Origin of the sequence: Paenibacillus sp. JNUCC-31 (genome assembly GCF_014844075.1) — a bacterium.
GTDB lineage: Bacteria > Bacillota > Bacilli > Paenibacillales > Paenibacillaceae > Paenibacillus.
The window spans coordinates 80,675-101,758 of sequence record NZ_CP062165.1 but is presented as its reverse complement, the minus strand read 5'-3'; the positions used below and the strand labels follow the sequence as shown (position 1 = coordinate 101,758).

22 protein-coding genes and 2 pseudogenes are annotated in these 21,084 nt (G+C 41.8%); 17 read left to right on the top strand and 7 right to left on the bottom strand.

What is annotated here, in order from left to right; all coding sequences use genetic code 11:
* Positions 1 to 61 precede the first annotated feature (61 nt).
* Positions 62 to 403, top strand: a complete 342-nt coding sequence (locus tag JNUCC31_RS00385) for a putative quinol monooxygenase (RefSeq protein WP_192267533.1) — start codon at positions 62 to 64, stop codon at positions 401 to 403.
* Between the two features lie 215 nt (positions 404 to 618).
* A complete protein-coding gene (locus JNUCC31_RS00380; protein ID WP_192267532.1) occupies positions 619 to 1,041 on the top strand; it encodes a VOC family protein in 423 nt (140 codons plus the stop codon).
* Positions 1,042 to 1,975: 934 nt separating this feature from the next.
* Here JNUCC31_RS00380 and JNUCC31_RS00375 read toward each other — a convergent pair.
* The 3 genes from JNUCC31_RS00375 to JNUCC31_RS00365 all read right to left on the bottom strand — a co-directional run bounded on the left by JNUCC31_RS00375 (position 1,976) and on the right by JNUCC31_RS00365 (position 4,792).
* Positions 1,976 to 2,218 carry a DUF7662 domain-containing protein gene (locus JNUCC31_RS00375; RefSeq protein WP_192267531.1) on the bottom strand — a complete coding sequence of 81 codons (243 nt, stop codon included), beginning with the start codon at positions 2,216 to 2,218 and terminating at the stop codon, positions 1,976 to 1,978.
* 292 nt (positions 2,219 to 2,510) lie between these two features.
* Entirely contained in the window at positions 2,511 to 3,605 is a 1,095-nt protein-coding gene (locus JNUCC31_RS00370; RefSeq protein WP_192267530.1) for a hypothetical protein, read from the bottom strand.
* A gap of 92 nt (positions 3,606 to 3,697) precedes the next feature.
* Positions 3,698 to 4,792, bottom strand: coding sequence for a hypothetical protein (locus JNUCC31_RS00365; RefSeq protein WP_192267529.1), 1,095 nt, complete (start codon positions 4,790 to 4,792; stop codon positions 3,698 to 3,700).
* Between the two features lie 333 nt (positions 4,793 to 5,125).
* On the opposite strand from JNUCC31_RS00365, the gene JNUCC31_RS33005 reads away from it, so the two are divergent.
* Together JNUCC31_RS33005 and JNUCC31_RS00360 are read left to right on the top strand one after the other, a co-directional pair.
* A complete protein-coding gene (locus tag JNUCC31_RS33005; protein ID WP_228469388.1) occupies positions 5,126 to 5,425 on the top strand; it encodes a hypothetical protein in 300 nt (99 codons plus the stop codon).
* 321 nt (positions 5,426 to 5,746) lie between these two features.
* On the top strand, positions 5,747 to 6,109 hold the full coding sequence (locus JNUCC31_RS00360; protein ID WP_192267528.1) for a VOC family protein: 363 nt from the start codon (positions 5,747 to 5,749) through the stop codon (positions 6,107 to 6,109).
* Positions 6,110 to 6,166: 57 nt separating this feature from the next.
* Here the strand turns inward: JNUCC31_RS00360 and JNUCC31_RS00355 are convergent, their stop codons facing one another.
* Entirely contained in the window at positions 6,167 to 6,601 is a 435-nt protein-coding gene (locus JNUCC31_RS00355) for an Rrf2 family transcriptional regulator (RefSeq protein ID WP_128102248.1), read from the bottom strand.
* Between the two features lie 247 nt (positions 6,602 to 6,848).
* On the opposite strand from JNUCC31_RS00355, the pseudogene JNUCC31_RS00350 reads away from it, so the two are divergent.
* The 3 genes and pseudogenes from JNUCC31_RS00350 to JNUCC31_RS33000 all read left to right on the top strand — a co-directional run.
* Positions 6,849 to 7,052, top strand: a pseudogene (locus tag JNUCC31_RS00350) (SDR family NAD(P)-dependent oxidoreductase); the annotation flags it as partial.
* A 538-nt stretch (positions 7,053 to 7,590) separates the two neighbouring features.
* Positions 7,591 to 8,268, top strand: coding sequence for a hypothetical protein (locus JNUCC31_RS00345; RefSeq protein WP_228469386.1), 678 nt, complete (start codon positions 7,591 to 7,593; stop codon positions 8,266 to 8,268).
* Between the two features lie 100 nt (positions 8,269 to 8,368).
* Positions 8,369 to 8,542 carry a hypothetical protein gene (locus tag JNUCC31_RS33000; RefSeq protein ID WP_228469384.1) on the top strand — a complete coding sequence of 58 codons (174 nt, stop codon included), beginning with the start codon at positions 8,369 to 8,371 and terminating at the stop codon, positions 8,540 to 8,542.
* Here JNUCC31_RS33000 and ypmT read toward each other — a convergent pair.
* Positions 8,539 to 8,763 (bottom strand): protein YpmT, encoded by a 225-nt coding sequence (gene ypmT / locus JNUCC31_RS34005; RefSeq protein WP_416234479.1) that lies wholly within the window; start codon positions 8,761 to 8,763, stop codon positions 8,539 to 8,541. The genes JNUCC31_RS33000 and ypmT overlap by 4 nt on opposite strands.
* Positions 8,764 to 9,287: 524 nt before the next feature.
* Entirely contained in the window at positions 9,288 to 10,349 is a 1,062-nt protein-coding gene (locus tag JNUCC31_RS00340) for a GntR family transcriptional regulator (protein WP_192267527.1), read from the bottom strand.
* A 260-nt stretch (positions 10,350 to 10,609) separates the two neighbouring features.
* Here JNUCC31_RS00340 and JNUCC31_RS00335 point away from each other — a divergent pair, with 260 nt between their 5' ends.
* From JNUCC31_RS00335 to JNUCC31_RS00310, 7 genes and pseudogenes are all read left to right on the top strand, one after another.
* On the top strand, positions 10,610 to 11,947 hold the full coding sequence (locus JNUCC31_RS00335; RefSeq protein WP_192267526.1) for an ABC transporter substrate-binding protein: 1,338 nt from the start codon (positions 10,610 to 10,612) through the stop codon (positions 11,945 to 11,947).
* Between the two features lie 84 nt (positions 11,948 to 12,031).
* Positions 12,032 to 12,928 carry a carbohydrate ABC transporter permease gene (locus tag JNUCC31_RS00330; RefSeq protein ID WP_192267525.1) on the top strand — a complete coding sequence of 299 codons (897 nt, stop codon included), beginning with the start codon at positions 12,032 to 12,034 and terminating at the stop codon, positions 12,926 to 12,928.
* 31 nt (positions 12,929 to 12,959) lie between these two features.
* Complete coding sequence (locus JNUCC31_RS00325; protein WP_416234478.1) at positions 12,960 to 13,778, top strand: carbohydrate ABC transporter permease; 819 nt, start codon at positions 12,960 to 12,962, stop codon at positions 13,776 to 13,778.
* A gap of 28 nt (positions 13,779 to 13,806) precedes the next feature.
* Complete coding sequence (locus JNUCC31_RS00320; protein ID WP_192267523.1) at positions 13,807 to 14,790, top strand: glycoside hydrolase family 43 protein; 984 nt, start codon at positions 13,807 to 13,809, stop codon at positions 14,788 to 14,790.
* 974 nt (positions 14,791 to 15,764) lie between these two features.
* Positions 15,765 to 16,409 carry a hypothetical protein gene (locus JNUCC31_RS00315; protein WP_192267522.1) on the top strand — a complete coding sequence of 215 codons (645 nt, stop codon included), beginning with the start codon at positions 15,765 to 15,767 and terminating at the stop codon, positions 16,407 to 16,409.
* 85 nt (positions 16,410 to 16,494) lie between these two features.
* Complete coding sequence (locus JNUCC31_RS33735) at positions 16,495 to 16,617, top strand: hypothetical protein (protein ID WP_267132493.1); 123 nt, start codon at positions 16,495 to 16,497, stop codon at positions 16,615 to 16,617.
* Positions 16,599 to 16,989 (top strand): annotated as a pseudogene (locus tag JNUCC31_RS00310) (protein kinase); the annotation flags it as partial. The gene JNUCC31_RS33735 and the pseudogene JNUCC31_RS00310, both read left to right, overlap by 19 nt.
* Positions 16,990 to 17,364: 375 nt before the next feature.
* Here JNUCC31_RS00310 and JNUCC31_RS00305 read toward each other — a convergent pair.
* On the bottom strand, positions 17,365 to 17,574 hold the full coding sequence (locus JNUCC31_RS00305; protein ID WP_228469382.1) for a transposase: 210 nt from the start codon (positions 17,572 to 17,574) through the stop codon (positions 17,365 to 17,367).
* A gap of 342 nt (positions 17,575 to 17,916) precedes the next feature.
* Between JNUCC31_RS00305 and JNUCC31_RS00300 the strand changes: the two genes are divergently transcribed.
* Genes JNUCC31_RS00300 through JNUCC31_RS00290 form a run of 3 tightly spaced genes read left to right on the top strand, consistent with a single transcriptional unit; the run spans position 17,917 to position 21,068 of the window.
* Positions 17,917 to 19,068 (top strand): GntR family transcriptional regulator, encoded by a 1,152-nt coding sequence (locus JNUCC31_RS00300; protein WP_192267521.1) that lies wholly within the window; start codon positions 17,917 to 17,919, stop codon positions 19,066 to 19,068.
* 33 nt (positions 19,069 to 19,101) lie between these two features.
* On the top strand, positions 19,102 to 19,920 hold the full coding sequence (locus tag JNUCC31_RS00295; protein WP_192267520.1) for an MBL fold metallo-hydrolase: 819 nt from the start codon (positions 19,102 to 19,104) through the stop codon (positions 19,918 to 19,920).
* Between the two features lie 41 nt (positions 19,921 to 19,961).
* On the top strand, positions 19,962 to 21,068 hold the full coding sequence (locus JNUCC31_RS00290; protein WP_192267519.1) for an extracellular solute-binding protein: 1,107 nt from the start codon (positions 19,962 to 19,964) through the stop codon (positions 21,066 to 21,068).
* The last annotated feature ends 16 nt before the right edge of the window (positions 21,069 to 21,084 follow it).

Sequence of the window (21,084 nt, the reverse complement as noted above, 5' to 3'; positions counted from 1 at the left end):
GTACATAATGAGACTTGTGGCCATGAAGAAAATTAAGAATTAATAAAAGGAGTGTGTAGTGATGTCAACAAACAACAATCAAATCATTCTCAATATCCGTTTTAAAATTAAACCTGGTAAGAAAGAAACTTTCCGTGAAAGCCTATTTGCAATGATTAGCAATTTCAAAAGTGAACCTGCCTTTGTCAATGCGATCGTCTCCGATGATCTTGATCATTCTGATGATCTTGTCATCTATGAGATCTGGCAGGGAACAAGAGAAAGTTGGATTCAACACGAACTTAATAAACCTTATCGTGCTGAGTATGAAGGTACACTTACCAACCTTATTGATGATAGAATCGTAAGCTGGCTTGAACCAGTCGGTGAATGGGGGAGTACACTGACGAATGTAAGACGGTAAGTTTTTTAAAGGATTATCACTTGCAATCCTTGCTGTAGCTTCCAAGTCGATTTGTGACAAATAATCTCTGAATATTTCACCGTGATGGATTTACTGCCAAACTTAATCAAAGGAAGATGTTCTCGCTAGCATCACTATAAAAGATGATATGGATGATATGATAAAAAAGGCACAGTAAGTTAATAACCTTTTTTTTCGCCATAATCACATTATTTATGGAAAATCTGCAGCGATCGAAGACGTTTTACCAAGAGTCATTTCAACTATTAATCCAATACGAAGACGAAAACTGCGCGGTATTTAATTACGGAAATACATGCATAAATCTCTTAAATCAATCGAATGCCAGAGAGTTGATTGATCCGGTTCAGGTTGGTCGTGTCGGAGATAGTGCAAGGTTCTTGTTTACAATCCAAATGCCCGACGTTGACCGGGGGTGCAATGAGTTGGAAATGCGGGGCGTTACATGGTTAAATGGGCCGATAACGCGTCCTTGGGGGCGGCGGACAGCTTGTTTTGCCGACCCTGACGGGCAATTTGGGAGATTGCTCAGGTGCTTTAACGACTATGATATGATAGGGGGAAAACGGGACGAATCAGGCTTGCAAGGTGCGTCATGGCTGGTTTGGCTGGCTTAATGCGCGTGAATGGTTTGAGATGATTAACATGCACAGCAGGCATCATTTGCGTCAGAAGGCAAGATTGGACGAGAAGCTTGTGAAGCAGGCTTATGTAATAACTCATTAAGCTAAAGGGAAACGATAGTGTAATAGAACGTAGAAAGCAGCTGATCCCTGTGACCGGCTGCTTTTGTTCAACTAACGGGCAGGTTATTTAATGTGGGGACTGAAAAAGATACTGTGATAGCCTCTCACAGTTTTAGTTTAGAAATACATGACACGTAATTTTAAAAAGTAATCTCCTGTCGATGCGACGGTGCTGCGTCAATCTGTGAATTCAAAAAGGAGGAATGCCAGTGCATCGAATACCTAGTAAAATTAATCAAACCAAAAAACCTTAGATAGAGGTGAGCTACAGTGAAAGTAGACAAATTAATCTTTGATAGAATAGATAGAATAAATTGGTTTACAAATTGTGGTGCTCCACTAGCACCAGGTAATATAAATCAGATGTCGAGGGACAAGAACTTGTACCGATTGCCGGAATGGACAAGAACATAGTCCGATTGCCGTTTAGATGTATATCTAAACATTGAACACATGCACTTAAAGCTTTATCAAGTACCATAATACAGGAAAATGTTCACAATATTATGTGACATAAACGAGTTCTTTGAAGCTAAAAACAAAAACGAGCAGATACATGAACTAGCTGACTTGTTAGAGGTAGTTTATAGTTTTGCCCTTAATCACGGTACTACAATAGAGGAACTAGAAAATATTCGTAAAAATAAACAAGATGAGCGCGGTGGGTTCGAGAAGAAAATTATGCTTTTAACTGTCCAATAGTTAGAATTCCCTCACTTCAAGGCAGCTACTGCTCATAACAATTGCAGACCATTGAGGCATTGAATAGTTAGCTTAATTGGATTTCAAGCTTCAGTAAGATAGATTATGATTCGTCACGTACAAAGGTAACTTCCTTTCCCAAACTTACTCTTTCAACTTTCCATCCGGCGTTCAACCAAGAATTAGCTTGTGGATGATGCATAGTATTATTTTCCCACCACTGTTCACGTTTATAGGCGGTAGGTGGTAATTTGAATCCAAGGATCTCCTCCAGCTCTGAATATGTAAGGGTGATTGACACTTGGTTTAGGTAATTTTCCAATGGGAAGTATTTACTGTAACTCATTTTACAGGCCTCCTTATGATAGGGAATGAAATCATTATACAATGTTACCATGGTTGGTAGTGAAGGTAGATGACCGAAGAACGTAGTCTCAAGCTTTAAAGGGCAGTTGTTAATCGGATATGGAGGCAAGACAAAAAAGACTTCTGTGGCAATGTAGTTCCTATGATGAAGTTCGACTCTACAAAATTACGAATCTAAAACCTATCTTAGATAACGAAAATGTAGTTAAGGTCAATATGGTGATTATACAAACAGAGATCTGGCCTGAATCAGGCAGATCTCTTTGTTTATTTTATGGTATTTCTCGATAAGTCTGTGTGTACTTGATGTAATCAGGCTTCACTCGCTCAAAACGGCTGGCTTTCGAAGTGAAAATGATAATTACGAAGTCCTTTGGAGTATCCAAGAAGGTGTATAGTTCACCAGTTTTCAGCTTGGTAGCTTCCGAATAGTTTTCCACCTGAAACCCTTTTAAACCATTGATCTCTACGGAGGCAGGAGCAGGAAGAGGTATTAAGCTGTAAGGCTCTATACTGCTCTTAACCATAGAAGAATAGAATTTAGTTAATGTCGTTCCAAAAGATTTGGGATAGCGAGCGATCATTACAGATTCGTTATTGAAGGTGTTGAGAAAACCGGAAAATTTGAATTCCTGCTCTTTCGAATATTGTGGATCAACAGTCCAACTGGATGGGAGACTGATTTGGGAAGCAGATTCATCCAATGAACGATCTATCAGTTCCAATGGAGATTCAACTGTAGAAGTATCCGTTGGTTCATCATGATATATTCGAACATGCTTTGCAGTTTCTTCAAAGAGAATCCGATCCTCCTCCGTCAGCCCACCGTTTGATTCTAATGAAATAGTATAAAAATGGTGTTTGCGTTCGAAGTAAGCAGTGATGTATCCGATTTGACTTGAATCGTAATCCATTTCTGTTTCTTTTACATAGGAAGTGTATCCGTCAATGGTTACTTCACTTGTCCGGAGCAATCGTTCCTTTTTCTTAGGTGAATCGGTACTAGTATTTTTAATTTCTTGTTGTATTCCAATATAATCTGTAAGATTAATTTTTGAAGCTAGATCACTGCGTTTATATCGACTCATATCTAAGGTTTTACTTCCATCTGATGAAACAGCATGAACGAGTGAGATTGAATTAGGCTCATCCTCTGCTTTCCATTCACTAGGAAGCGTGACTTGGACTTCCTTTTGTTTGGAGTAGATGGTTTTATGAATCGGTTTGGTTTCTTGCATTGGAATTTCAAGCTCTTGGTTTTCGATAAATGAATTCTCCACATTGGTGTTGCTGGTGGTACAACCTGCAATTGCCACAATGATGCCAGTGACTAAGGTAACCTGTATGATTTTATTGGTGGATATCAAACTACAACGCTCCTCAGACAACGTATGTATTTTCACAATAATTGTTTGGTATTTTTAGATTATTTGCTAGTTCAGGTAAATTAATCAGACATTTAAGGGTTCTCGCGATAACTCTTAATATGATTTCGGTATGCCTCTTTTGTTTGTTCAAAAGTGCTGACGGGCGCGATAAACTCAATAATTGTAAAGTTTTCAGGGTAATCGAAAACGGAAACCAGAAAACCTAGATTGCTTTTTCCAACTGTGGCCACAAATTCGTACTGAATCACGTTTCTACCGTCTATTTCTTCCTCGCTTGAACTCAATTGCTTAACAGCTTTGAAATTTTCCGATATATATTCGATATGGGCATCTGCCATAAAATCAAGAGGGGGAGATGAGTCACCGAAATCTGATTTTCTATATCTGGTCAGGGTTACAAGTTCATTACCAGTCGGATCTATAGCTTTAATGTTTGTTTCTGTGTTTTGTTTGAATTTTGTAATCCAACTGGAGGGAATCTGTAATTCAACTTCTGTATCAATATCTTTTACCACTTGGGTCGATGAATGAGAAGCGATACGATCTGATTCCGGTTGATTATCGACGACATGCAGGGAAGAGGCTAATTGATGGAACAGAACCCGATCCTCTTCGGTTAGCTCATGTTGGATGATCAAAAGGGCACGATAATAATGATCTTCTTTTTTGAATGAAGCACTTATGTAATTGGTAGCCATACCGTCGTAAGTTATTGATCCTTCGCTCATATAGGATTCTTCTGAATCTATGGTAGTTGTCGTATTTGAATCTTTAGCTTCTAGCATAACCTCATTACCAAAAGAGATGCCGTTTGGGGCAACTAACGCATACTCTTCCAAAGTGATCTCAGAAACCATATCAACTTGGCTGTTGCGTTGTATGACAAAATTATAATCCCCTTGCTTATTTACGACGCTCAAGAGAGCAGGGATTTTGTCACTGGAAAAAGTCGTCCAATCTGCCGGTACAGTGACACTAACTTTACGGTCATCAGAAAACAAATGGAGATCATCCGCCTGCTCACTCATTATATTGTTTGTTTCCGGTACATTTGTGTCTGGAGGAGCATCACATCCTCCCAAAAGAGCCAGCATCATCACGGTCACAGGTGCGATGTAACGAATTCCTTTTTCTAAAGAAGTTTTGTTTGAATTCAATAGTTTCAATTGTTTCTCTCCCAATATGGATAGTATAAAACCAATCATACAAAGGATTATTTTACCATTATAGTATTATTCTTAATATACAACTTTAGCCTTAAATATTAGCAATACATGTGCAAATTTTTGTTTCACAAATATGAATATAATGTTCTTTTTTTACAAATTGGTTAGAATAAAATATTGATTCTGATCGCAGATTTTTTTAACGTTCAATGGATGTAAAGAATATTAATGAACAAAACAAACTAGTCCTTGGCCCGAATCTCAAATAAAATTTTCATAAAGTTGAGAATATCTTTATTTAGAAATGTGCTAATAGATTTTGAAAGTAAGCGTATGGATAAAGAAGAGTTTTTGTTGATCCTCGCCGAATTGACAGATCGACAAATCATGACTTATGAGCTGTTAGAGGACAAAACAAGATACGATGTAGATATCACACTGAGCAGGTTATGGAATACGAAGTCTTACGAAGGTATAGACATTATACTCTCTATAGTTGTTAATCTTGGTTTAAAAGATTGTTATATAAGAATTAAAGAGTCTGTAAAAGAAGATGATATTGACGACTGTCGAGGGACAAGAACTTGTACCGATTGCCGGAATGGGCAAGAACATAGTCCGATGAACGATTAGATGAGTACCTAAACGTTGAATCTTACTTCAACACAGTTAGGAAGTAGAGAGAAAATGCCCGTGTTTTTTGCTTGGTTTGAAAAACTCAGCTATCAAACCCTTTGTGTTGTAGAAAAGAGATGCCAAGCTAAGGCGTCATAGAACGATGTCATTGCCAGGAATCGAGTGACCAAACAGATCTCAAGTAGACGAAACAAGACAAGTATACAAATCATGAGAATACTCATCGAAAAAAATTGACAGAATCAAGATGTTCTTGTATAACTAAAACAGTTATAACTATTGTGGTTATAATTAGAAAACAAAAAATTGGAGGCTAACATGAAAATCTTAAATCATTTTATCCCCGTTTTTACCGAGCAACTTGAATCAACCGTTGCTTATTATGAATCTCTTGCTAACCGATCTACGGATCGGACGTGGGACATTCCTGAAGCTGGCTTATCTTTAGCCACAGTATATCCTTACGTTATTGTATCTGGAAGTCCCGATGCCATGGAGCCTGCTAAATCACTCCGTGCCGTGGTGTATGTGGATTCTATGAACGAATTGAAGGAAGAATTAAAAAAACAAAATACCCTCATAATAAGGGATCAGTATGGTCCTATTGGTCCAAGCATTTTTGTGCAGCATCCCGATGGCAGTTTTATTGAATATGTAGAGCCTGCGCAATCTACTGTTTGATTGGTGAAAAATTAAAAAATGTAAAATAAAGCTACTCCATACACCGTAGGAGTAGCTTTATTTTACATTTGCCTCTGTCCGTATTTGCTCCACAATTTGAGCTAGGGTAACAGAAGCCAGTTCATGCTCCATGACCTTCTGCGCATTAGAGAGTTTTGGTAATAGTATCGATTCAATGTTCATACCTACAGAGCAATTGGGGTCAGTATTCTTGTGAAAATTGAAAAGCTGATTTCCTTCCACAGATTCGACCGCTTGAAAGATATCCAGCAGGGTTAATCTTTCGGGCGATACCAGAAGGGAGGCCCCCGCAACTCCTGGTTTTGTTTCAATATACCCTGCTTTTTTGAGCTGGGCCATAATCCTTCTAATTACAACAGGGTTACTATTAATGCTACGTGCAATTCGATCACCTGTACTATATATGGGATCCAACGTAATCATCGAGAGAATATGGACTGCCATCGAAAAGCGACTGCTTATTTGTTTCATCTACTCACCTTCTTTGCTACAAAGTATAGTTCCATTTATAGAACAGGTCAATCGACAGTTTTTCAGCAGGTAAACAAGAGGGTCAAAAGTCATTTCCAAGTACTAATGGTTCCATCAAATAAGAAGTTAGAAAGAAGAATAAAGAACGCTCATCCGAGAAGGCATTCATTAGTGCCATAGTTTCGGACGATCTGGATCAGACGGATGACTTGATCTTTTATGAAACATGGCAAGGCACGAGAGATAGCTGGCTAGAGGAACAAGCGGGATCGGACTTACGACGGCACAACGATTCGTTTCGGAAGGAGCCTACGTATTTATTCCGGCCGTAGACAAAAGGGAGTTAGACGCGGCAGTACAATTGATCGGTGATCGGGTTACTGGCGTTCAAGGTGACATTTCTAATTTGAAGGACTTGGACAAACGGTTTGTTACGGTAAAGCAAGAGAAATTTGTGTATGAGCTGCGCCGGCGGGCGCTATGGAGCTGCGTGGATCCGGATCGGAGGGAGCAGCCGCGGGCCGGTCGCTCGGACTTCAGCTCGTGGGCACTCCTGGTACGCGCCTGGCTGCTCGATACTTCCGGAGACGGACAAAAGGACAGCCTGGGCCGTCCTGTGTGTATGAGCTGCACCGTTGGGCACTATGTATGAAGCTGCGTGGATCTCGTCCGGATCGGAGAGAGCAGTTGCGTGCCGGTCGCCTGGGCTTCAGCTGTTCTGTGAAAATAAATTGTTAGACTGAAAAATAAAGTATTAGACCGTGAAAATAAAGTTGTAGACTGGCAGCCGGCATTAACCAACGGGCAGGATAACGGAACCATTAGATGGACTTATTGTTCTCATATGATACAATATATCCCAGAAATATCTTCGTGGGTTAATGAAAAGCGCTGATGAACTAATAAGAGACCAGCACAAAAAAAGTGGTAGTTTTATGGATATGCAATAGTCGCCGAATGGAACTTGGTACTAAAAGGAGGCAGGACACATGCTAGAAGAACAGGAAATATTCGCGGGCGAAGGATATAACAGGTCGTACGCAATTGCTACGGGTATGCCGATTTTGAATCTTAGGGGTAGCATACCGCGTGAAGGTAACGGCCAACTACCGTTTCCGTGGGTGACAACGGGCATCAGGATTGATAAAGAACAGATGTTGGAAACCGTTATGAAGCAAAAGACTCTCGAGTATTTGTTTAATATGCAATTCAGTAAGGAGGAGATGACCGACCGCAATTTGGTTGTAGGCTGTTATGAATACAGGAATCCGAATGACAAGGAACAAATATTGCTATATGCGCTGGTTTCGTTGAAGGAATTTCTCGCGAGATATGGCGATGAACGGGCATCGGAAATTCTGATGCGAGTTGGCTGCACATACGAGAAGATTATGGAGGAATGCGATGAAGCCATTGAAGAACACTTTGCAGTGTTGCGCCGGTCACTTCATTTAAAGAATTTAAGGGACAAATATGATGTCGTTTACGAGTGGAGTGAAGAGGAAGGGTTAAAGACGTACATAATCAGATACACCAAATCGAGTTATACGAAGATTAAAGCTAAATCATTCGAAGAGTTGACCAAACTCTATGATGAGCAACGTAAGAAGGATGCAAAGAAGACGTTCGCGATTCTGGAACCGTTAGAAGCATTTATGCAAGCCTAAGAAAACCGCCCCTATACGGGGTGGTTATTCAACATTTCATCGAGAGAAGATTCGGGGAATATCCAGCGATAGAGAGGATTCTCGACAGTCGCATCGGAAATTGCTGACCCGTACGCCAGATATGGTCGAATGGGGACTGATGGAAGACGTTGATCCAGCCGATTATTTCGGCAAAACGATAGAGGTAGAACGATTTAAGGCGATTGGAAGCCTAGCGATTCAGTTGTGTCTAACAATTGGGCAATCAAGTAAGAGGACTCGGCAACAATATTAAATATGAGAAAGCCGAGGGATAATAAAGTTAAAATAGGTCTCTATTTTATTAAAAACTTTCCTCTCGTCTTTTAGTAGAAGTACATATAGTGCAGTTGATAAGATAACTGCACAAAACTGAACTGAGACGAATATCTCATCTACACCCACATCATACCAGTGCGCTCTACCTGGGTAATTCGAAACAAAAGCTCCAAAAAGTAAAGAGACAACACCTGCAATTGTTTTAATGAGCCTTGCATTTCTCTTAGCTATGGGGATGAATATTAAAGAAGCACTGGTGTTTCGGAATGAGAAAGATGAGACGATTATTGTCGAGAGACAAGAACATGATTCTATTGAAGTCGCTATTTTAGCGGCTTTTTTATTTTATCGGTACAAGTTCTTGTCCCAAGCTAAGGACAAGAACTTGTACCGATTGCCGAAATGGATAAGAACATGTTCCCATTTCCGATTAGATGGATATCTAAAAAATGAACATATGTACTTAAAACCACATTAAGTACCGTAATACATGAAAATGTTCACATTGTTATGACAGAACTGACACGATGAAAAGGTAAAACATAAGTGCCAGTTATGCTCTGAGATTCCTTAGCATTCGCGTAGGAGATGGCCGTTGCAAGGGGCACGACTAAATTGGTAGTGAGTCTTAAAAAGCCGGGCAGACAATCATGAACAACATCGCCGGTAAAACCAATTGATATGTCCAGTTCATCTATCATCTGGCTGCAACGTTTGTCGTGTCAAGGTAAGATGAGTTGCACGGGAATGACGGCGTTCTTAGGAGAATAAACATCTTCCATTTGTTCACGTAACAGCCTTACGGCTGTTCGTGCCATTTCCTGTTCATCCTGCTGCACATAAGCTACGCCTGAAAGATGTGGATTATCGAAAGATAGCAAATCGATATTGGAGTGATTGTTCAGACGACTGATAGCGGTCGATGTAAGGCGTGCAGTTTCTTCAGTCAAGGAGAAGGCGGCCGAAATTCCACTGTGGTCCTGCAAGAAGTCGCTTACATATTCCAATGCTTGCTCGCCGCGTAGAATGTCGAGAGGGATGTGACACCACAAGCTCTTGTCAATCGATAGGCCTTGATCTGTGTAAGCCTTTTCGAAGCCGAGCGTGCGATCCTCGACGGCTGTATTAACATTCTCAGGTGAGATGAGCGCAATCTGTTGATGACTCTTGGATAGCAAATGGGAGACAGCTTTGTACGCACCGCCGTAATTGTCGGATGTAATGGTGTACGTCTCAATGTTGCGCAGATAGCGGTCGATGAAAACGCACGGGAATTTATCGAGCGACAGACGCAGTAGTGATTCGTTGTACTTCTCATCTTCTGTCGGAAAAACGATCAGCCCCTTCACACCGAGCTCCGTTAGTGTACGAATGACATTGGATTCGATAGAGGAGGACTCGCGCGTGATACTTAGTACCATGCTGAGGCCGGATTCTTGTAGGAATTGTTCCGTGTAGTCAACGAGTTTCTGAATGACACGGGTTCTCATCGTTGGAATGATGAAGCCGATGAGTGGCATGGTCGACGCGCTGCGGGATGGCAGAGAATTGATGCTAAAAACATCAAGACTAGAAGAGACGAATGAGCCTTTGCCTTGTACGCGTATAATTAATCCTTCGTCAGCTAGTAGGGTTAGGGCGTTCTTGACTGTTATTTTACTTACTCTAAATTCGTCCATTAGTTCTTGCTCAGAAGGAATGCGGTCCGTTGGCCGAAGCTGTCCTGATTTAATTTTCTGTATAATATTTTCTCGAATTTGTTTGTAGAGCGCCAGCTTTTTCAAAGAGTAGCATCTCCCCATAAACTTTATGATTTTATAATCAATTGGTTATATAAAGCTTATTTCATATATATTATAATACGGCATGTAAAGCGCTTACAATATGGAATCTGAGAAATTGTTGCGAAGGGGCTTTTCTTTGAACGGTTAGAATTATGTTAAGGATGGTGGTGCCAAGTCAGATTGAAACCGCTTAAATTAACAGAACTAACTAGTCAGCCGACTTTTCAAATGCATAACAAAAAAGAGAGGATGACGAACAAATGAAAAAACGCAGTACGTTAATCTCCATCGTTACAATCCTTATTATGTCACTTGTTTTTACAGCATGTGGTAATCCTTCCGATTCAAAAACGGAAACACAGCAATTAGGCGCTAATGCTGGTGAGAATGCAACAGAATTGTCATTTTGGACATTCGTAGATTTGCACGGTAAGCATTTGGATAAAATGCTGGGCTTATGGAACCAACAGAACCCAAACAAACAGATTAAGTTGAATGTAACGGTTATGCCTTACGATGATATGCACAACAAGCTCTTATTGGCAGTTACAAGCGGAAAAGGTGCTCCTGATATCGCGGATATCGAGCTTGGTCAATTCCCTAAATTCCTGGAAGGTGACAACGTTCCACTGGAATCTTTGAATGATGTATTTGCACCATACAAAGATGTTGTTGTTCCTTCACGTGTCGAGATTTATTCCAAAGCCGATCAGGTTTACGGCTTTGATTATCACGTAGGTGCGACGCTTGCTTTCTACAATACTGAAATTCTCGAACAAGCAGGTGTTGACTACAAGACAATTAAAACGTGGGAAGATTACAAACAAGCAGGTATCAAGGTTTATGAAAAGACTGGCAAGTACTTAGGTACTGCTGATACATCAGCTACGTGGCAAGCATCGCTGCTGTTAGCTCAGCAAAACGCTGATTTTACAGATGAAAATGGTAATCCAAAAGTTAACTCGCCTGAAATGATTAAAGCGTATGAAATGTTGGTCGATCTGCAGAAGAACAATGTTATTCATACGATCCCTGGCGGACAACCCGACACAGAAGAAGCAAAAGGCGAATACAACAAAGGCAACTACGCAAGTGCATTGATGCCTGAGTGGTACATGTCCCGCTTTGTAAACGAAATGAAAGACCTCAAAGGTAAGTATGCAATTGCTCCATTGCCAGTATTTGAAGAAGGTAATCCTCGTTCCGTTGGCTTAGGCGGTACTGGCACAGTTGTTACTAAGAATGGTAAAGACGTTCAGTTGGCAAAAGAATTTGTAGCCTTTGCTAAGCTTTCGAAAGAAGCTACTACTGAAATTTGGAATACACTTGGATTTGACCCAATCAACATGGAAGTATGGAAAGATGATGCAGTAACGAAAAACCCTGAAAATGAATACGTCCAATACTTTAAAACAAATGCATTTGATACTTTGAATGAAATCAAGGACGAAATTAGAGCGATCAAGTCCGTTAAAGCTTCACCGACCATCGGCAATATATTCAATACGGTTACTTTGAATGCGATCTTTGAAGATGGCCAAGACGTAAAGGAAGCGCTGGATGAAGCACAAGCCGCAATTGAACAAGAATTGAAATAAATATAATAAGTAAATGATTTGATTAAACCTGTCGGCAGGTATAGTGGTCGGCAGGTTTAACCATAGTCAAGGGAGATTGAGAATATGATAAAGAAATTTGTATACTCTCAAAAAGTTGCGCCTTATGTTTTTGTATTGCCATTTATACTCATATTTTTGTTATTCTGGTTTTTTCCACTTGGAAATTCATTCGTAATGAGCTTTCAAGATAGGATGTTGGGACAGGATCCTAAATGGATTGGTGAAGCGAATTATTCGAAATTACTTACAGATAAAGTGTTTTTGACATCTATTAAAAATAGCGTTGTGTACATGTTAGGAACCTTAGTGCTGTTAATTCCTTTTCCCATGTTATTCGCCGTTATGATCAACAGTAAGTTAATGATGGGAAGAGAGTTTTTTAAATCTTCGTTCTTTCTCCCTGCATTGACATCTGTCGCAGTTGCGGGTACCATTTTTCGCCTTACATTCGGTGAAATGGAAGGTTCATTAATGAACAGTTTCCTAGGTCTATTTGGTGTAGAGCATATTAAATTTTTGAAAGACGGAAATTGGAGTATGGCAGCACTGTTAATCCTCGCATGTTGGAGATGGACAGGTGTTAATATGCTTTACTATCTATCCGGTTTGAAAAGCATTGACAATGAATATTATGAGGCTGCTTCAATTGACGGGGCATCTGCTTGGCAGAAGTTTAGAACGATCACAATGCCATTACTGAAGCCGACAACGGTATATGTTACGACAATTAGTGTTTATGCAGGTTTAGCCATGTTTACCGAGAGCCTGATGATGTTTAACGGTAACAATTCACCCAAAAATATTGGCTTAACCATTGTTGGATATCTGTATAGACAAGGGATTGAGAAGAATAAGCTGGGTTACGCAGCTGCAGTTGGTATCGTTCTGTTAGTCATTGCTATGATTATCAATTTAACGCAGTTGAAATTTAGTGGAATGTTCAAAAAGGAGGAGGATTAAAGTGGGCAAAAGTCAGACGAGGAGTGATTTTATCTCTAGAATAGTAATTATTTGTTTATTCATTATACTATTCATTATAATTATGATCCCCTTCTATGCAGTGGCCCTATCTTCCTTTAAACCTGGTGAATCATTAGTTAGATATGGTCTTAACCTAAGTTTGGATTTTGAAATCATGAGTTTTGATAATTTCATCTATCTGTTTACTGGAGAACATGATTATTTTGTATGGTTTTGGAACAGTATGACTTTAACAATCGTTCAAGTGGTTTTAACACTTTTTGTAAGCGCATTTGTTGCATATGGTTTTGCAGCATATGATTTTAAAGGTAAGAACTTCCTCTTTATATGTGTTCTGCTCATTATGATGGTGCCTTTCGAAATACTGCTGGTTCCTTTGTACAGCCTAATTAATGATTTGAAAATGGTGAATAGCTATTCAGCAATCATTCTGCCGGGTATAGCTAATGCCGCGACAATATTTTTCTTCAGGCAATATCTAAGAAGCATACCCAAAGAGATTATTCAATCTGGGCGGGTTGATGGCGCAAATGAATATACGATTTATTTCAGACTAATTATGCCGATTATGAAACCATCCTTTGCGGCAATGGCTATTTTGAATGGGATGAATAGCTGGAATAATCTGTTGTGGCCATTCATGGTGCTCGGAGATCAGAGTAAATTTACACTTCCAATCGGTTTGAAAACGTTGTTAACTCCTTATGGCAATAACTATGACCTATTGATCGTGGGCTCCTTTTTCTCCATCATTCCAATTTTCATCCTGTTTATTGCTTTCCAGAAATATTTCATAGACGGTATGACTGCAGGTGCTGTTAAAGGGTAGTAAAAATTAAGATGAAACAGGTGATAAGATGGAAATCCAACAGAGAGCCTTACACGACATTCAACCATTAATTGAGCAGAGAGCAGATCCTTTTATGTACCGACATTCGGACGGTTATTATTACTTCGTAGCATCCGTTCCGGAGTATGATCGAATTGAAATCCGTAGAGCCCAGAACGTTGAGGGGCTTGTTACATCAACTCCTGTGATGATCTGGAGAAAGCGCGAGACTGGTATCCTTAGTGCCAATATTTGGGCGCCTGAACTGCATTTTATTGATGACAAATGGTACGTTTATTTCGCTGCCGCACACACGACGGATACGAATGAAGGCTTGTTCGACCATCGGATGTACGTGCTAGAGAATGAAAATGCCAATCCGCTCGAAGGCAGTTGGACGGAAAGAGGACAGATTCGTACCGCGTGGGAAAGCTTCTCCCTCGATGCCACTACCTTTGAGCATAATGGCAGCCGTTATTATGTATGGGCACAAAAGGATCCGAATATCGAAGGTAACTCTAATCTGTATATATCTAAAATGAGCAATCCGTGGACGCTGACTGGGCCGCAAACCATGATTTCGATGCCGGAATATGACTGGGAGATCATTGGTTATAAAGTGAACGAAGGCGCGGCATTTCTTCGCAAGGGGAATCGGGTATTCCTCTCTTACTCGGCTAGCGCCACAGATTTCAATTATTGCATGGGCCTGCTTGAAGCCGATGCGGATGCTGATTTGCTCGATGCCACCTCATGGCGCAAGTCGCAAGCAGCAGTTTTCTCGACAGATGAGAGCATCTCTATGTATGGTCCCGGTCATAATTCCTTCACGGTGTCAGAGACGGGCGAAAAGACGCTATTTGTGTTCCATGCAAGAACATACAAGAACATTATAGGAGATCCGCTGTACGATCCGAATCGCCATACATTTGTGACAGAGCTTTTGTGGACGGCTGACGGCAGACCCGATTTCCGAGGCTCTGTTGCAGCACTTGCACGTTCCGTACAGTGAACGAGTGTCCCAACAAGGTTGGTTGATCGATTTGAGTTCGTTTATCCAACTCGCCAAAGAGAGACAGTAAGAAAGTCGAAGGGCACCCTACTGGGTGTCTTCGATTTCGCTCTACAGATAATACGCCGAACCGTATCACAAATTAAAACAGTGATTAAGCTAACGTAGAAATGATTATTTGGAGGCATATATAATGATAAAAAGTGAGGACTTTCTAATTAGTAAAAATCAGAGTGGAGGGTGCCTGTTCCCATTGGCAGCTTAGATTCCTATTTTTGAATTATCTCTTCAGGAACGCCTACAGTGACGACTTCAACTGTCTCATAGTTAATGAGGAGGAACACTTCTGTATCTTTATCTTCTGTCAAATGTCCATATAGCCCAACGTCCGTCCCGAGATCGGGAGTATTTACTTGTGGCGTGTAAATTCAACGTTGAGATTGTATTTTTCTTATCCCATAATTAGGACAAAACAAAAATAATACATTCAAAGATTTATCTTTTCGTATAATGTCCATTCCTTAGATCTATCATGATATGGGTATATTACTATATTTTAAGTTTGAGCGTACATAGAGGAGACGGATGTGACCCCTTACACGTATGCATGATTCACAGACGTTAATCACCCAGAGCCTTCGACAGTCATGGCGAGCATCACGCAGGAGACGATCGAATAGAATAATAAATAACTCCGCATACCCACTACATTTAGGGATATCGGAGTTCTTTTTCAACCCTGTGGAGTGCCTAATTCATAAGTTTTGGATGTGAACAAGCTTCCTCCTTACATTGTAATCATTCTTTATGTAGAGATAATTCTTTACTAGTCTGTACCTTATGACGAGCAGAATCATCTCCTGACACGACTGGGCAATAGCAAACCGCCACTCCTAACATTTTACAAAAAAGAGAATTTATTTTGGTATAATAGAGACTTGCTTGTTCATTACTATGTTCAAAGGAGAGTAATAATGAAGTTTCGATGGAAAGTTGCTTTTTATGTCGCCGTGTTCTTACTTGTCTTATTTATGAGTTTAAATGGGTATTCGAAAATCCTGACCATAGGGGTTGGTATGGGTGTAGCCCTTATTGCGTTTATCATCCACTACTTTTATCCGTTGGCCCTTGAAAAGCGTATGGATCGTGTGGAGTCCTTTTTACTTATTCAGAAAAATACGCCTGAACTTTATGTTAATTATGTACTTGCGAATAGATTCGAGGATGAAGCAAGAATGGTTATGGAGCAGATTATGAACAAACATAAGAGGGAAAAGGCACAAGCAGTGTACAAGGCAGCTTATGGGGTTCACCGCAAGGATATGAATGATGTTCGGGAAGCTGTGCCGCATATCCGCTTTTCGGATTACCGTGCATATTACGAAACCATTTTATTATCGGAGGATGAGAAAAGTTCTGAAGCAAGAGAACGTCTTAAGTCAATCAAAAAGCGTTGGATGAGATCTGCGTTACTCGCGGAAATAGAAATCAAAGCAGGTCACCGCGAAAAGGCCATTCAGCATGCTAGGGAAGCAGTTGATTCTTCAAGAGGTGTCCATCGTTACGTGTTACATAAAGAATACGAGAGAATATTGCCGGAAGCTGTTGAATCTATATGATAAACGCAAAACGTTTAGCCGGAACTGTTCTGTGCATCGATGATTTATCCATGCACAGAAGAAAGCACCTTTTTGGGGGCTTATAATGAACAAAGAAAACGTAATACAACAGCTCGAACAAGTGGGTCTAAAAGAATACAGCAATGCTATTGCTAACTGGATTTTCCCGACGGCTCAATTATTCCTGAACATGGAGACCTTTGGCTAGAAGATAGACAATGAATCTAAACTAACTATGATTGATTTTCAAGATTGTGAGAAGCATTTTTATGCATACGATTTAGCCGTTCCAACCTATTCTGCGCTTGAGTTCTCGTACTCCGGGGGAGGAAACATACGAGATTATGAACAATCCATAACCAAGGAATTGATCGAGGGATATAAGGAAGAGAATGCTCTCTCTTCTAAAGTGCTTATGCAATTACCACTATTTTTAAAACTTAAAGAATTATTTGAATATAACTTGATGCATATGTATTGGAATTTTGAAGAGCTCAGCGAGTAACAAGTTCGAATCTTGAACTTGTATAGAATTAGGATTGAAAACGTGCATGTTCCAGCTAACGGTGGACAATTTTAGAATTTGTATTTCAACAATTCAAGAAACAGTGGGCCTCCCACAACGCCGTGGTCATGCGAGGATAACCAAACTCTCGGTTTGTCATATGAATGGCCATCATACATTCTTTGATCTCACGATCACGGTCTTGTCTTGCGCCTCGCTGCGGCTGGATTGCTCGCCATTTGTAGTAACTGGATCGGGGTATTCCTGCTATGGTTAATAGGCGTGTAATGCCATGTGAGCAGCGCAATTCATCGATGATATCGTAGTTCTCTCGTTGGTTCAGTGCTTCTCCTTTACTAGATTTGGATACCGCTTTTTTAAATAATCTACCTGTGCTTGAAGATAGTCACGTTCTTCCTCTACACGGCTAAAGGCAGTACGGGGACGCCCCTACAGTGGATTCGAGACATTGTTTTTTCGCTCATCGAACGCTTCCCCGTTTTTCCACTTTTTCACCCACACCTTCAGTTGTGAACAGTTTCGAATTCCTTCGCGTTCAGCGACTACCTTGTAACTAGAGGAACCTTCGACATATGATCTAACGGCATTCAATTTGAATTCTTCGGTATACGTCTGAAATGTTTGTCCTTTTTTCGCCATAAAAATATCCCCTCCAAGTGTCACTTGAACCCTCATGATAACATGAAGGTTTTTTTAAGTGTCTACTTAAAGGGGATAATACCAAACCGGCAGGTTTTTCTTTTGCTGATCGGGGAAATGGCAATAGCTTGCATAGTGTAGTGTACCTTGATAGCAAATATGTGAGGCGAATTAATATATCACTGATATATAATACTTGATTCAGGAACACATAATTTCGATTTAACACAGAATTTACAAGGGTTTTACATATATATCATTGAATATGTCAGTGACATTAATTAAGGTTAAAATAGATCCCTTGTGGATACGAGTCGACTCAACGATTAGAGGGATGATTTGATGAAAGATGTACGTTTAATTAAACAGAATCAATTATATCACCGGGTGGCTGATCAGGTAATCGAGATTATTCAGAGCCGCAGGCTACGGCCACATGATCCTGTTCCATCCGAAGGAGAGCTTGCCAAGCTGTTCGGGGTGAGCAGAATGACGAGCAAGCTGGCGCTTCAAAAGCTGGCCGAGCAGGGACTGGTGTACCGCTTGCCCCGAAGAGGGACCTTCCTTGCCCAGCCGTCAGAAGAGATGATGGCCGATGGAGGAACTTCTCCCCATGTCACCGAGGCAGCACCGAACGTGGACAGGCCGTTCGGACAGATCGCACTCATTATGCCACATCTATCTGATTACACTTCCAGAATCATCGCCGCCGCCGAAGCTGAAGTGCGAAAGCACGGGTGCGACCTCATTTTAAAAATGACCAAGGACTGCGACGATGAGGATCTTTGTCTGGAAAGGCTGGTCGAAGGAGGGATCACCGGTATCATTCTGTTTCCTCAGGGCCGGAAGACCTGCAGCGATCAGGTGCTGCGACTAAAGTTGCGCAAACTGCCGCTGGTGATCATCGATCGTATTTTCCATGAAGTGGAGATTGATTGCGTGTATCACGACCACTATATGGGCTCTTATCAAATGACGAAGTATTTGATCGAGAAGGGGCACCGGGAAGTCGGATACACTTCGAATCCGATCGACAATATCACAAGCCGGAAGGAACGGTATCAAGGCTATATCCAAGCGCTGCTCGACCATAAAATTCCGGTGAAGATCCAGAACATTCATTTTCGAAGCGTCGCTTGCGATACCAGCCGCATTAATGAGTGTGATCCGGAACAGGAGCGGTTTATTCAGGACAACCCCCGGATGACGGCCATCATGTGCGGGGATGACCATGTCGCCATCTCGACCATTCACACCGCACTGCAAATGGGGATTCCGGTTCCTGAAAAGCTGTCCATCGTCGGGTTCTCCGATATCCAGTTAGCGGCATATATTCCGACCCCGCTTACGACGGTTCGACAAGATACCGAGAAGCTTGCCCGATCGGCCGTTGATTTGCTGATGAAGCGCGTTGGCAACTCCAACGAGAATCCAATCACCATTAAAATTCAAACATCGATTGTAGAACGACAATCCGTTCAGTCCAGGACGTAAAATGGATCACTACAGTAGCAAGGAGACATGACTTTGAAAATTCACTTTCTAGGAACTGCAGCCGCAGAGGGCTTTCCCAATGCCTTTTGCCGCTGCGAGCATTGTAACAAAGCGCGGGAGCTTGGAGGGAAAAATATTCGCACGCGAACTTCCGCCATCCTGGACGATGTCATCAAGTTTGACTATTCCCCGGATTCTTATATGCAGGCGCTGCGGGACAATATCGATCTGGGAGCAATCGAGCACCTGTTGGTCACGCATTCGCATTCGGACCATTACAATGCCGTTGATTTGGAATGCCGCAGGGAGGGAATTGCGCACGGCCTTCAGCATCCGATGCACATTTATGGGAATGGTACGGTGATGCATCACACGCGTGCCGCCATCGGCCGCTTTGAGGGACAAAGGTATCAATTCCATCTGTTGCGCCCGTTTGAGACCTTCGCTATGGGCAATGCAAGGGTAACGCCATTGTTGGCGGATCATGACCCCATGGAAACCTGTCTGTTATACGTGATCGAAAAGGAAGGGAAAAAACTGCTGTACGGGCACGATTCGGGCTGGTTCCCGGATGCGACATGGGCATGGTTAAAGGGCAAAAATCTGGATTGCGCCATCCTCGACTGCACGCATGGATATACGGGGAACTCCCACGACCGCAATCATATGTGCGTGGAAACAGTGCTGGAAGTCCAGCGCGAGTTCCAAAAAGAAAATATCCTTAAGCCTGAAGGCCAAATCGTCGTCACACATTTTAGCCATAATTCCAAGCTGCTTCATGATGATTTTGTCCGCATCTTCAGCCCCGTCGGAATTTTGCCGGCATATGACGGGTTGATCATCAACATTTAAACCAAATAAAATGACACGATCAAAGGAGAGTTAAGGGAATCATGAGAAAACTTTCAATGGCGCTACTTCTCATTATGTGTGTGATTGTATCGGCTTGCGGAGGCGGCAACAATGCCGGTAATGCAAACTCGGGCACTTCGGAGTCCGGAGCTCCGGCCGGGTCGGAATTGTCGTCTACGGAACCGGTCCAGAATGAAAAGTTGATCGTGTACACGAATGCGAACTCTGACGGCCGCGGCGAATGGCTGATGGAGAAAGCGAAAGGTGCGGGCTTTGACATCGAAATTGTCGGAGCGGGCGGCGCCGACTTAACGAACCGGTTGATTGCCGAGAAGAACAACCCGATCGCGGACGTCGTATACGGCTTGAACAATATGCTTTATGAGAATTTGAAAAAGGAAGACGTTCTGGCTAAGTTTGTTCCAAGCTGGGCCGGAGATGTGGAGCAGGGCTTGAACGATCCGGAAGGCTACTATCATGGCCTTGTGAAGCAAGCGATTCTGCTTGGGTATAACCCGAACGAATTCACGGCCGATACCGCGCCAAAGGACTGGACCGATCTTTATAAGAACGATGCGTACAAAGGGAAGTACGAAGCTCCTACGCTGCTTGGACAAAATACGCCTCGTCTTATTGTAGCGGGCATTCTGACCCGTTTCCAAGATCCGAATGGTGATCTCGGTATATCCGAGGAAGGCTGGAATGAAATTCAGCAGTTGTATGACAACGGCGTCAGCGCAGTCGAGGGCGAAGACTTCTATGCCAATTTGGCCAGCGGCAAAACACCGCTAGGGGCGCTCGTTTCCGGAACCCTGCAGCAGAAGGAAGAGCAATATAAAGTGAAAGCAGGCATTGTCAGTCCTGAAGTCGGCGTACCGATGGTCGTGGAACATGCAGCGCTCGTAAACGGAACGAAGAAACAGGCAACGGCGGAGCGGTTCGTAGAATGGCTCGGATCCAGCGAAATTCAAGGGGAATTTGCGGCTGAGTTCAATGCCATGCCGGCAAATACGAAAGCGGTCGAGCAAGCCAATGATTCCGTCAAGGAACTGTTTACATCGTTAAAACCACAAGATTTCGATTGGGCCTTTATTGCCGAAAACATGGATCTGTGGGCGGAGAAAATCGAGTTGGAGATTATGCACTAAATAACGGAATGGAGTC